Origin of the sequence: Cohnella thermotolerans DSM 17683, from assembly GCF_000429825.1 — a bacterium.
GTDB classification, from domain to species: domain Bacteria; phylum Bacillota; class Bacilli; order Paenibacillales; family Paenibacillaceae; genus Cohnella; species Cohnella thermotolerans.
Genome location: NZ_AUCP01000001.1, coordinates 246,493 through 259,604 on the forward strand (window position 1 = coordinate 246,493; position 13,112 = coordinate 259,604).

At 60.2% G+C, this 13,112-nt stretch carries 10 protein-coding genes; 1 reads left to right on the plus strand and 9 read right to left on the minus strand.

The features are described from left to right. Position 1 precedes the first annotated feature (1 nt). The 4 genes from G485_RS0101185 to G485_RS0101200 form a co-directional block, all read right to left on the minus strand. Positions 2-1,189 carry a Ger(x)C family spore germination protein gene (locus tag G485_RS0101185; protein ID WP_027091007.1) on the minus strand — a complete coding sequence of 396 codons (1,188 nt, stop codon included), beginning with the start codon at positions 1,187-1,189 and terminating at the stop codon, positions 2-4. 16 nt (positions 1,190-1,205) lie between these two features. Then, positions 1,206-2,786 (minus strand): spore germination protein, encoded by a 1,581-nt coding sequence (locus G485_RS24710; protein WP_084423044.1) that lies wholly within the window; start codon positions 2,784-2,786, stop codon positions 1,206-1,208. A gap of 145 nt (positions 2,787-2,931) precedes the next feature. After that, entirely contained in the window at positions 2,932-3,582 is a 651-nt protein-coding gene (locus tag G485_RS0101195) for an SGNH/GDSL hydrolase family protein (RefSeq protein WP_027091008.1), read from the minus strand. Between the two features lie 134 nt (positions 3,583-3,716). After that, the gene (locus tag G485_RS0101200) at positions 3,717-4,313 is read right to left on the minus strand and encodes a hypothetical protein (RefSeq protein WP_027091009.1); all 597 of its coding nucleotides are present in this window, start codon (positions 4,311-4,313) and stop codon (positions 3,717-3,719) included. Between the two features lie 208 nt (positions 4,314-4,521). Between G485_RS0101200 and G485_RS0101205 the strand changes: the two genes are divergently transcribed. Next, on the plus strand, positions 4,522-5,166 hold the full coding sequence (locus G485_RS0101205; RefSeq protein WP_027091010.1) for a YktB family protein: 645 nt from the start codon (positions 4,522-4,524) through the stop codon (positions 5,164-5,166). A 68-nt stretch (positions 5,167-5,234) separates the two neighbouring features. On the opposite strand, the gene G485_RS0101210 is transcribed toward G485_RS0101205, so the two are convergent. From G485_RS0101210 to G485_RS0101230, 5 genes are all read right to left on the minus strand, one after another. Then, entirely contained in the window at positions 5,235-8,243 is a 3,009-nt protein-coding gene (locus tag G485_RS0101210) for an efflux RND transporter permease subunit (protein ID WP_027091011.1), read from the minus strand. A 153-nt stretch (positions 8,244-8,396) separates the two neighbouring features. Next, complete coding sequence (galU, locus tag G485_RS0101215; RefSeq protein ID WP_027091012.1) at positions 8,397-9,284, minus strand: UTP--glucose-1-phosphate uridylyltransferase GalU; 888 nt, start codon at positions 9,282-9,284, stop codon at positions 8,397-8,399. Continuing rightward, positions 9,281-9,697: a GtrA family protein gene (locus G485_RS0101220; protein WP_035154318.1), complete on the minus strand. Its 417-nt coding sequence runs from the start codon at positions 9,695-9,697 to the stop codon at positions 9,281-9,283. The genes galU and G485_RS0101220 overlap by 4 nt, the downstream gene beginning before the upstream one ends. Beyond that, positions 9,690-10,655 carry a glycosyltransferase family 2 protein gene (locus tag G485_RS0101225; protein WP_027091014.1) on the minus strand — a complete coding sequence of 322 codons (966 nt, stop codon included), beginning with the start codon at positions 10,653-10,655 and terminating at the stop codon, positions 9,690-9,692. Before G485_RS0101225 ends, G485_RS0101220 begins: the two co-directional genes overlap by 8 nt. Positions 10,656-10,669: 14 nt before the next feature. Continuing rightward, entirely contained in the window at positions 10,670-12,868 is a 2,199-nt protein-coding gene (locus G485_RS0101230; RefSeq protein ID WP_051317934.1) for a glycosyltransferase family 39 protein, read from the minus strand. Positions 12,869-13,112 lie beyond the last annotated feature (244 nt).

Consider the following 13,112-nt stretch of genomic DNA (forward strand, 5'->3'; position numbering starts at 1 on the left):
CTCACCTCTGATTCGGAATAAGGGGACTTTTGCCGATCAATCCCGGTCTGGAAATGACGGATCTCGCCTCCACCCTGACCTTCACCTTCGGGAAGATGGCGTCCCAGCGGTCCTTGTTGCGGTTCCATTCTTTCGGATATTTGCGGTAAAACGCATCGGCGAATTGAAAAACGTCGGCGTTCCATTCCTTCTGCGCTTGCGCCAGAGCCATTTCCGTCCGTTGCCGGATATCGGCTTCCAATGCGGTTCTCAATTGTTCGATATGCTTCGGCACCGAAAGATCCAGGTCTGTCGCATTTTCAACGATGTCATCCCAGGTCTCGACTCGGACTTCGATGCTCCAGTCGTCCCCGCGTATGTGCGGAACCAGCTTGGTGTGGCTTCTCCGCAACTGGAAGGAAACGTTTCCGCCGGCGTTTTCCGGAGAAACGGTCACGGTGCCGTATTCGATTTCGTCTCTCAGCCACATGAGCCCCCGGGTCGCAACCTTGTTCATCCGTCCGACCATTTTTCCGTTTTTCAAAACCGCCGATCCGTTAATAAACGCAAACGCATCCTGGCTGGCTTCTCTCGGTTTGATTTCCACCATGGGGAGGACGGCCGCTTTGGCCTTGCCGCCCATCATTTGCGCCAGTTCTTTCATGGTGATGTTCAGTCCCGTTTGCAACTTGGCCATTTTCCGCAACGAATCCGCAATGGAGCGTTCGATGGGAGGGGCCAGTTGCAGCACGTCTTTCGCCATGCCTTTGCTGACGAATACGTTGCTGCGCTCTCTCGGACCGGGATGCCGCATCAGAAATTCAATCGGTTCGACAAAGCCTTGTCTCGACAATCTTTCCCCGAAAATGAACACTTCGTCCTGTCCCCAGAACACCTTGCGGCTTATCAACTGCTGCAATTTGGAAGCCGCATCCGCCACGGTAAGTCCCGTCGCCGAACGAACGACCGACAATCCGGCCCCTCCGCTGTTGGGACTGGAGAACCCGCCCATCTGCGGAGTGGACGAGGATGACGTAAGATAAATTTTTACGGACAGTTCCAACTGCTGATCTTCCGTCAAATCCAAACCGGCTGCCGTAATGATCGCCAAATCGTTCACTTCCGTTCGATCCCAGCAGCCGGTAAGACAAAGCGCATGTACAGACAGGAAGAAGAGGGCGAAAACGGCTTTTCGTTTGGTTGCGTCCATGCAAATCCCCTTCCGGTTATCCCCCTTCGTCCCCTTTGGCCGGACCCGGCCGTTGTCCGGGCGCCTGCCGATACGGGTTCCATTTTCCGGTCAGGTGCGGACGCGTGTTCAACATCCAGCGCGGAGCCCGCGCAAGCACATCTCTCAAATCGCGGCTTTTGAACGGAGCCAGAGGCGACATATAGGGAACTCCGAAAGAACGAAGGGAGAGCAGATGATTCAAAATGACAATGATCCCCAGGATCAGGCCGAGGAATCCGAGAAACCCAGCAAGGAGCATCATGGGGAAACGAAGCAGCCTGATCGCAATGCCTACGGTAAACCGGGGAGCCATAAACGATGCAATCCCCGTTATGGCCACGACCATGACCATCGGAGCGGATACGATTCCGGCCGCAATCGCCGCCTGGCCGATAACAAGCGCCCCGACAATGCTGACGGCGGTTCCGATTTGCTTGGGAAGCCTGGCTCCGGCCTCGCGCAGCGCTTCAAACATCGATTCCATCAGCAAAGCTTCCACCAAGGCGGGAAACGGGACTTGCTCGCGCGATTTCGCCATCGTGAGCAGCAGAGGAGTCGGAATCATCTCCTGATGATACGTAATGACGGCGACGTAAAAGGAAGGACCCAGCAACGAGATGCCAAAAAACAAATAGCGCAGCCAACGAATCGCCGTACCTACAACATATCGCTCATAATAATCCTCGGGCGACTGCAGCAAGGAAATAAACGTCACCGGCGCGACCAGCACGCTGGGAGTTCCGTCGACCAGCACGACGACATGTCCTTCCAGCAAATAGGCGCTCGCCACATCCGGCCGTTCCGTCGATAGAAGTTGAGGGAAAGGGGATGTCGGATTGTCTTCGATCAATTCCTCGATATAAACGCTTTCCAGGACGCCGTCAATATCAATCCGCCGCAACCGGCTCATCATTTCCTCGACCAATGCGGGAGCCGCAATTCCTTCGATATAGGCGACGGCGATCTTCGTTCCGGAATAAACGCCAATGTTCATCGCTTTGATTTTCAGGTTCGGGCTTTTTATTTTCCGCCTCAGCAACGCCGTGTTGCTCCGCAGCGATTCGATGAAGCCTTCCCGGGGCCCCCGCAACACCGACTCGGCCGAAGGCTCTTCGATCGCCCGTTTTTCCCACATGGGCAATCCGACCGACAGGCCTTGCTTTTCCCCTTCCACAAACAGGATGGGATTGCCGCCGGATAATTGTTCCACGATATCGGTCGTGCTTTTCAACTCTTTTATGGACGAGACGGCAATTGCTTTTCGAATGTTCGGAAGTTCGGGTTCCAGCGCGAAATGTTGCTGAAGCGGCGCGAGCACGTGTCGGTCGACCTCTTCGATATGCGTCAAACCCTCGATGTAAACAAGCACGGCGCGGGTTTGACCGCCAATGAAAAAGTCGTGAAAAATGACGTCGGAACAATCCTCGTAGATGCTCTGAATCATCCGAACGTTCTCGTCCAGATTGGCGGAGAGTTCGGTCGGTGGATTCGGATCTTGGCCCTGCGGGTCGGCGTTTGCAGACTTTTGCCGAACGGAACGCAGCAGACGCTTCATCAATTTTTTTCCGTTGCCCATGGCGATCTCCTCGTCCAAGCGCTTGTTCTCATCCGTTTTTTTCCTAGTATGAGTATGGTTTGCTCCTGCTCCGAATATACAAATGGAAGCGCAGAAAAGAGCCGTCCCGAGGCCATCGGCCTGACGGAACGGCTCATTGTTGCGCTTATTGCCACACAAACCCTACGGCCTGGAGAAACGCCCGAGCGAGCGTCGCGTGGCCGGCCATGCTCGGATGCACCCGGTCCCACGCCAGCGCGGCCGGATAAATATGCGCCAGCACCTCGTCGAACGCGGCTTGCGTATCGACGAACACGGTGCCGTGCCGCTCGGCGACCCGCTTCACGATCTCGCCGTACCGGTCCATCGTCGCCCGCATCGGGTCCGACCGGTTCGGCTCCAGATAGAAAGGCGTCATCAGCACGATGCCTTTGACCCGCATCTTCGTCTTGGCCACGAGCTCGTCCAGCGTCGCCTCGTATTCCTCCGGATAAACGTGCGACTCCGGTATGTACGGCTGGTCGAACTGGCGCCAGACGTCGTTCGTGCCGATCATGACGGACAGCCAATCCGGCTTCAAGTCCAGCACGTCCTTCTGCCAGCGCTCGGCCAGATCGCGGACCGTGTTGCCGCTCGTGCCCATGTTGACGACCCGGATCGCCAGCTCCGGATAGACGGTCTTGAGCAAGCCGTCCACCAGCGACACGTAGCCTTTGCCGTAAGGATCGCCGATGCCTTCCCCGACCGGGCGGTTGCGGCCGCAGTCCGTGATCGAGTCGCCGATCATGACGAGCTTGTCGTTCTTCTTGAATCTCATTAAGACTCCTCCCCACGCGTTGCATCCTGCACAATACCCATTATATAGAATCGGTAAGCGCATTCAACCGAATGTTCGCGAACATCCGGAAAGGCGCCCCGAAGGGCGCCCCGGTACGCAACGCGAGGCGAAGGCTACAGCTCGAGCAGAAGCATCTCCTTGCGCATCTCTTCCAGCCGCCTCTTGCTCGCTTCGACTTCTTCCGTCCGTTCTTGCTGCAGCGCCTCATGGAGCACCGCAAGCTCGTAATCGATTTCAAGCCGGAGAACACCCGCCCGGTGTTCCGCCCGCTTGGACTTGAATGCCTGAACCATATCTTCTACCGTAATTTGGGGACGCTTCTGGAAAATAATCCGATGTTCCATGCCCGACACCTCCACGAGACGAATGATTTCGCCAAACATAATGTTCTCGATAAGCACTTGGCGGTCCCGAAACCGCTTGACGACGGCATGACCCCGGGAATCGTTGATAAGCCTCTCGATCCATTGCGCCAGCTTCTCGTCCTTCACGATGTAATCGCCTACCATCTTGTAACGATTGCGCGTCCGTTGAAACCTGAGCTTCAGCAATTTGCGGCCGGTCCGCACGGAGATTAGGAACTGCTGCTCGTTCTCGTTCCAGTACAAGGAGTACCCTTCCGAGATGAGCTCCCGGATCAAATTCTGAATTTGCCTTCGGTCGAATCGAAGCTCCAAATTGCAATATTCAACCTCATGGCTCCGGTGCACGGCCATCCCCCCCTCCTGCCGAGTTCGCATGGTTCGAGCGTTGACCGAATGTTCAGAATATTTGTTCTTACCACTATCTTATACTCCATCTTATGATAAGGCAACTTGGTTTCTTGACTATTTTCCAGTATAGTGAGGGAAAGCTTTCCGGAGCCCCGGAACCGGGGAAACTCCGGCCGCAACTTTATAGCCGCGAGGTGACTTGAACATGCAAGCAACCGCCAACCCCGGCTTCGCCGGATTCGCGGAGCAGGACTTCGACGCCATGAGCGTGCCCGGCCTGGAAGGCCGCATGGAAGCGATCGTCGGACAAGTCCGCCCGAAACTTCACCTGCTGGGAGACGCGCTCGCTCCCGTCATCGCCCGGTTGACAGGAGAGCAAACGTTCCCCCACGTCGCCAGGCACGCCAGACGCTCGGTCAACCCGCCGGACGACACGTGGGTCGCCTGGTCCCCGAGCGCCAGAGGCTACAAGGCGTTCCCGCATTTTCAGATCGGCCTCTGGTCCACACATCTGTTCATTCAGTTCGCCATCATCTACGAATGCCCGAACAAGACGGTATTCGCGGAACGCGCGGCGCGCGAGCTCGCATCGATCCGCGCCTCGGTGCCGCCGCACTACGTTTGGTCGAAAGACCATATGGTGCCGTCGGGATTGATCCATGGCGAGCTGACGGACGAGGAGCTGGAGGCGCTGTTCCGCCGGCTCGGAAGCGTCAAGGCGGCGGAGCTGACGTGCGGCGTCCACATCCGGCGCGGCGACCCGCTGCTCGGGAGCGGCGACGCTCTTCTTCGCAAGGCGGAGTCGGTATTCGCGACGCTGCTGCCGCTGTACAAGATGGCGCAGCCCTGACGTATCTGCGGCGCAAAAAAACGGCCTTCCCGTTCCGGACGGAACGCGGAAGGCCGTTTTCGGTTGCGTCAAGCCGCGGCCGACTGCCGCGCCGCTGCGCGCTGGCGGCGGGATTTGCGGAAGAACAGCAGTTCGTAAAGGCAGGGCACGATGACCAGCGTGAGCAGCGTGGCGACGACGAGGCCGCCGATGACGACGATGGCGAGGCTCCGGGAGACGATGCTGCCGCTCTCCGCCTGGCCGAACACGAGCGGCAGCATGGCGCACACGGTGGCCACGGCCGTCATCAGAATCGGGCGCATCCGCGTGCCCGCCGCTTCCAGCAGCGCTTCGCGGATCGTCATCCGCTCTTCGTTCGTCTTGACGCGGTCGATGAGCACGATCGCGTTCGTAACGACGATGCCGATGAGCATGACGACGCCGAAGATGGCGGTGAAGTCGGGCGTCACGCCGGAGACGATGAGCCCGAGCACCGCTCCGATCGGCACGAACAGAATCGAAGCCAGAATGGCGATCGGCGCCCGCAGCGTCTTGAAGGTGACGACCATAATGAGATAGACGATGCCGATGGAGACGATCATCATGGCGAACAGGCTGGCGAAGTCCGCGGATTGGTCCGCCGACGCGCCGCCGACCGACAGCTTCACCCCTGCGGGCGGCGAGAGCTCCTTCATCGCTTTGGAAATTTCGTTCCCGACGACGGACAACCGGCTCGGCTCGACCGTCGCGGTAATGCGAACGTAGCTTTTCCCGTCCTTATGATAAAACTTCGTCGGCTTCTCTTCCTTCACCCACTCGGCGACGCTGGATACCGGCTTCGGACCGGCGTCCGTCATCACCGTCAGGTTTGTCAGGTCGGCCGCGGTTTTCGGCTGCAGCGCGGGTTCGAGCACGACCGGCAGCGACCGGCCGTCCGCATGCAGCGTGCCGATCGGCACCGGATTCAGCATCCCTTGCAGCTGGGAAGCGATATCGGAAGCTTTCGCTTCCGCCGCGTTCACGGCCAGCGTGTAAACTGTCTTGCGCTCCTCCTGGTTGCTTTCGACCTTGAGCACGTCTTTGATCGGCTTGATTTTCGCCATCGCTTCGTCGGCCACAGCCGTCAATTGGCTCAGATCGTCTCCGGTTACGTCCACGAACACCTGCGTAGAGCTGCCGTCGCCGAAGAACGAGCCGGCACCGGCGTTCAGCTCCGCGCCCGGGAACTGCGAACGCTCGGCCTTGACGGCCTCGATGACTTTCTCGGCGTCGGCGCCTTCCTTCATCTTCACGTTGTAGGAGACGAGCGTCGGGGACTGCACGCTGCCGTATTTCGCGGCGTCGGCGCTGTTGCCCATGCTCATCATGACCCACTCGGCTTCCTCCTGCTTCAGCAGGAACGACTCCAGCCTTTTCCCGTTATCCAGCACTTGATCGACCGGCGTATCCGGCTTGTATTCGAGCGTGACGTTCAGACTGGACGCGCTGGAGGAATCGACGGCGCCCTTCGGGAGGCTGAAATACGTAGCCAGCGAACCGACGAGCAGAACGAACGCAATGGCCAGCGGCACCCACTTGTGGCGAAGATTCCAATGCAGGAAAGCGGTAAACCGCTTGGACGGCTGATGCTCCTTGATCGTCGAGTTTCGCAGCACGCCTGCGCTCAGAAGCGGAACGACCGTCAGCGCGACGAGCAGCGACGACAGCAGCGAGTAGGTGACCGTCAAGGCGAACGGCAGCAGGAACGCTTGCAGCGAGCCGCGCAGCAGGCCCATCGGCAGGAACACCGCCACCGTCGTCAGCGTGGACGCGGTGATCGCCCGGGACACTTCCTTCGTCGCGTCGACGACGAGGCCGACCGAGAACGATTCCTTCTGGAGGCGGCGGAAAATGTTCTCGATGACGACGATGCTGTCGTCCACGAGACGACCGACGGCGACGGCGACGCCGCCCAAGGTGAGAATGTTGAGCGAAATGCCGGACAGATCGAGCAAATACAGCGTCAAGGCGAGCGACAGCGGGATCGACACGATCGTGACCAGCGTCGCCCGGAAGTTGCGCATGAACAGCAGGATGACGATCGTGGCGAACAGCGCGCCCATGAGCACCTCGCGAAGCATGCTGTTGACGGAGTCCACGACCTGATCGGAAGTGCTCATAAGCAGCTTCAGCGAGGCGTCCTTGTATTCGCCGTTCAGACGGTCGATCGTCTTCGCCACTTCTTTGCCGACGCTGACCGCGTTGGCGTTCGCCGCTTTGGAGACGACCAGCGTGAGCGAATCCTTGCCGTCGACGCGGCTGACGCTCTCCCGATCGTCGTTCAGCTTCACGTCGGCGACGTCGCCGAGCGTGACGCCGTTTGCGACGGGCAGCTTCTTCAAGTCGTCGATGCTTTGCAGATTCGCCGACGCCACGTTCAAATTGACGACCGTCCCGTCCAGGGAGGTTTGGCCCACCGAAGCGGAGGCGTCCCGTCCCTGCAGCACGGCGTACAGCGCCTGAAGCGGCACGCCCTTGGCGGCCAGCTTCGCGGGATCGGCAGTGACGGCGACGGTCGGCGTCGATTTGCCGGACAGCTGCACTTCCCCGGCGCCGTCGATCGAGCGGAACGCATCGACGACCTGCCGCTCGATCGTTTCCTTCCGCGCCTCGGTCGTTCCGTCCTGGAACGTAAGCGACGCGAAGGAGATCGGGATCATCGAAGTGTTGAACTGGACGACGTACGGCGGCGATACGCGCTCCGGCAAAGGCACCGCGCCGACCGCGCGTTCGACCTCCGCTTTCGCGTCCTTCATGTTCGTCTTGGAATCGAAGTTCAGATTGACCTGGGAAAAGCCGTCTCCCGACGTCGAGAAAATGTTCGTCTTGCCCTTGACGCCCGCCAAGGCTTGCTCCAGCGGGTTCGTCACCTGGCTTTCCATCGTCGCGGCGTCATAGCCTTGACCGATGACGCTTACCGTGACCTGCGGGTTGTCCGCTTCCGGCAAAAATTCCATCGGCAGCTTCAAATAGCTGAAAAGGCCGAGGCCGAGCACCATCACGACCAGAATCGCGATGGCCGCCTTGTTGCGGAACGCTCCTTGAATAAATGGTTTCAACTTGGATCTTTCCCCTTCCGCTCCATGTTTTCATGGTCTGTTTTCATATTCATGATAACGGGGGGCGGGAAAGATCAGGAAACGGCTGCAGACCGTTTTTGCACCTGGACCGAAGACGGAGGCCTTATCCGGCCGAAGTCGGTGCGGGGGACGTCAGCCCGGCACGTTCACGCCGTTCCTCGCGCACAGGTCTTGCAAATAATCGAGCAGCCGGGGACGAAGCTCGTCGCGCCTCAGCCCCATTTCCACAATGGCCTTCAGGTAGCCGAACTTGTCTCCGATGTCGTGCCTCTCGCCCTGCATCTCGAGCGCGAGCACGCCCTCGGAACGGCAGACGACCTTCAGCGCGTCGGTGAGTTGGAATTCGTTGCCCGCGCCGCGCTCGATCTCGTGAAGAACGGGAAAAATCGCCGGGGTCAAAATGTAGCGCCCGAGAATCGCCACGTTCGACGGCGCTTCCTCCGGCCGCGGCTTCTCGATCAGATCTTCCACCTCGTAAAGCCGGCTCGCGAACGGCTCGGCCTGGATCATCCCGTATTTGCCGACGTCGTCCTGCGGAACGGGCTGCACGCCGACGACCGTCTTGCCGTAAGCTTCGTAAACGTGCAGCAGCTGCTTCAGCGCGGGCGGGTCCGACACCATGATGTCGTCGCCGAGCAGAACGGCGAACGGTTCCCCGCCGATGAACTGCTCCGCGCACAGAATGGCGTGGCCCAGCCCGAGCGGTTCGCTTTGACGGATATAGTGAATGGCCGCGAGCCCCTGGATGCCTTGGATTTCCTCGAGGAGCTCCGTCTTGCCCTTCTCCTCCAGCACCCGCTCCAGCTCGGCGGATTTGTCGAAATGGTCCTCGATCGCTTTCTTGTTGCGCCCCGTAATAATGATGATGCTCTCGATGCCGCTGGCAACGGCCTCTTCGACGATATATTGGATCGCCGGCTTGTCCACGATGGGCAGCATCTCCTTCGGCTGCGCCTTGGTGGCGGGCAGGAAGCGGGTTCCGAGCCCCGCCGCGGGAATGACGGCTTTGCGGATTTTCATGGCGTATCGCTCCTTCTGGTGGAATTGCCCGGATCGCGGAACGCCCACTTGCTCGTTCCAGCGTAATTGAAGATGAGACCGGCTCCGGTCGCCGCCGCCTTGCCGGCCAGCAATGGCCAGCCGAGGCGCCCGACGAACGCGTACAACAAAGCCGACGTCAATGCGAACGTCGCCGCGTTCACCGCCGCGAACCGGGGCAGCGAACGGGTCGAAGCCGCGCGGTCCCGGAACGTCCAGCTTCGGTTCCAGACGTAGCTGTTCAGCACGCCGCAGGCGTAGGAGAGGCATTGGGCGGCGAGATAGGGGAGGCCGCACCGCGTCAGCGCGGCGAATACCCCGTAATCGACCGCCGTGTTCGCCCCGCCGACGACACCGAACTTCAGCCATCGCCGGACGGCGGCGAGTTCAAACAATGCGGCTCGCCCGCCTCTCCTGCTTTCCCATGCCGTAGCAGGCGCGAACGATGTACAGCGGGCGCCCCCTCGCTTCGTCGAGAATGCGGGTGACGTACTCCCCGACCAGCCCGACCGCACCTAGCACGATGCCGGCCAGCAGCAGTTGCAGGGCGGCGATATAATTCAAGCCGTTGGCGGCGCGGCCGGCGATCGAGACGATCGAATCGGCGAGAAGGTAGAGGAAGCCTGCGGCAAAAAGCACGGTTCCGCCGGAAACGGCGAGCTTGATCGGTTTGTTGGAGAAGGACGTGAGTCCGTCCAGGCTCAGCTTCAACATTTTCTTGAACGGATATTTGGATTCGCCCGCGAACCGCTCCTGCCGGACGTATTCGATCGCCGTCTGCCGGAAGCCGACCCAGCTGACCAACCCCCGTACGTAACGGTTGCGCTCCGGCATCTTCTTCAGCTCGTCGACGACTTTGCGGTCCAGCAGCCGGAAGTCGCCGGTATCGACCGGAATGTCGATGTCGGTGGAAGCCCGGAGCAGGCGATAATACAGCTTCGCCGTCATTTTCTTGAAGAAAGTCTCGCCCTGCCTTTCGATCCGCTTGGCGTAGACGACGTCGTAGCCCGACTCCCACTTCGCGATCATCTCGAGAATGAGCTCCGGCGGGTCCTGAAGGTCGGCGTCGATGACGACGACCGCGGCTCCGGAGGCGTAATCCATTCCCGCTGTAATGGCGACCTGATGCCCGAAATTGCGGGAGAAATCGATCAGCTTCACCCGCGGATCCGTCAGGGCGATCGATTGGAGAATGACCGACGTCCGGTCCTTGCTGCCGTCGTTGACGAAGAGCAGCTCGTAGCTCTCCGCGGTCAAATCCATGACCGACCGAAGACGCCGGTACGTCTCCTGAATGACCGCCTCCTCGTTATAAACCGGCACGACGATGGAAAAGCGAATGTTTGCGCTCATGTCGATGTCCCTCCTTAATTCAAGGTCACTTCGTACAGCGTGCCGCCGGACGATTCCGGTCCGCCTCCGAAGCCGCCAAAGCCGCCGCTGCCTCTCTTGACGCTTGCGGAAGACGCCGAAGTTCCGCTGTCGTATTCGCTGCTCGGGATCTCCGTCCCGTTCTCCTGAATCCATTGCGTCACTTCCGAATTGCCGCCCCGTCCGCCGCCGGACAGGTAGAAATATTTCACTTGTCCTTCCTGCACCAGTTCCTTCAGCTTGTCGACCGTCAGAATCGGGTCGCTGCCCGAGAAGCCGCCCATCGCCATCACCGCTTCGCCGGTATGGATAATGTAGGTTTCCGCCGTATTGACGTTTGTCGTGGCGAACAGGAATTTCTCACCGGTGTTGTGGGCTTTGAGATATTCGTAAAGGCCTTCGTTGATGCTGCTGACCGAGCCGCCTCGGCCGCCGCCGAAGCCCGATTGGCTCGAAGGACCGGCAGCCGGAAGTTGGCTGCTCTGCCCGTACACGATCGGCGTGGCCGCCCAATAGAGCGGTGCCAGCAGCAGAACGGCCAGAGCCGCGATAGCCGTGTAGTAGGAACGCCGGTTCGTCCAAATGTTCGCCGTCAGGATGACCGACAGGGAGAGCCCGACGACGCCGACGACGATCGGCCACAGAATGCCGATTTGATCCGCGTATGGGTACAAAACGTACACTTCAAACGCGGTCGTCGCGGCCACGCCCGCCGGGAGCAGCCAGCGCCGCCAGCCCGCCCGATCCCGGTAGAAGCTCCACAGCTCCGTCCAGCCCGCTCCGACGAGCGCCGCAATCGGGGGCGCCAGCATGATCAGGTAGTATTGGTGGAAGAAGCCTGCCACGCTGAAGAAGCCCATGACCGGAAGGAGCCACGCCAGCCAGAAAAGCGTCTCCTTCTGCTTCGCCGTGAGCGGTTGTTTGCGGCGGATGCCGCTGAGCAGCCCGACCGCCGCGAAGCCGACGAACGGAAGCAGCCAGCTTGCCTGGCCGGACAGCTCCGACTGGAACAGCCGCAGCGGGCCTTTCCTTCCGGTGTTGAACATGCCGCCACCCGGAAATCCGCCGCCCTGGAAGCCTTGGCGTCCGAGGCGGCCATTGGCGAAGCCGCCGTCCCGGCCGTCTCGGCCGCTCATGCCACTTTGGCTGTCCGTGCCGTTCGGAGCGCTCATGCCGTCGTCGCTGGCGCTTCCTTGTCCGCCGGCGTTCCCGCTCGACCCGGGAGCCGCCATTTGAACGGAGCCGTCAACCGCACTTGAGCCGTTGCCCCGGTTGTTCGAACCGCCGTCGTCCCCCGTTGGCGAGCTGACGGAAGCCGTGCCGTCCGGATTTTGCATCCGGAATCCGTTCGGCATGCCGCCGCCGAATCCCCCTCCTCCTCCGCCTCCGCCGATTCCGCGGTTGCCTGTCAGCCTCGATACGCCGTTGTAGCCGAGCGCCAGCTCCAGCACGGAGTTCGTCTGGCTGCTTCCGATATACGGCCTTTGGTCCTTCGGAACGCTGTCCACGTAGACCGCCCAAGACAGCGAGACGATGACGAGCGCGGCCGTCGCCCCGGCCAGAACGGCCACCTTGCGCTTCCAGTTCGTCTTGAACGCGATCAGATAGAACAAATAGAAGGCGGGCAGCACCATAAACGCCTGCATCATTTTCTCGTTGAAGCCGAGACCCACGACCGCAAAGGCGCCGACCGCCCAGCCCCATTTGCCCGTGCGGACGGCTTTGAACAACAGCCAGGTCGCCACGAGCAGAGTGAACACCAGCATGGCGTCCACGTTGTTCGTGCGGCTGACCGCCGCCGCGACGGGAGTGCACGCGGCCGCGAAGGCGGCCAGCCGCGCGGCCAATCGACCGAACGACGGCTTCACGAGAGCATACACGAGAAGCACGGAGCCGACGCCCGCGAGCGCTTGGGGCAAGATGACGCTCCAGCCGTGCAGGCCGAAAATTTTCGCGCTGATCGTCTGAATCCAGAAGGTGAGCGGCGGTTTATCGACCGTTACGAAACCGCCGGGGTCGAGCGAAGCGTAGAAAAAGTTATGGAAGCTTTGCAGCATGCTGGTTACGGCCGCCGTATAATAGGCATTCACGTAGTGATCGTTCCAGATGCCGTACACATTCAGAATGGCCGCCATCAGAGCGGCAGCCGCCAATGGCCAATCGGGCTTGCGCCCGGATCGCCGTTTGTCGTTCATAGAAATCCCTCGTTTCTGTGTTTGCCTTGTCTCGATAAACAAGATAAACAACAAAACTTAAATCAAACTGAAACGAGGATGAGGGGGGATTAAAGTTCGCGGGCGAAAGGGGAGGCGACTGGTCAAACGGTGAACCTCAGCTCTGTAACCCGACATTAGCGGCTTACGGCTCGCCAAACGGCCCCCCACACACAAAGCGCAAACAAAAAAACCTCCGATCCGCGCCATGCGGTCGGAGGTTTCC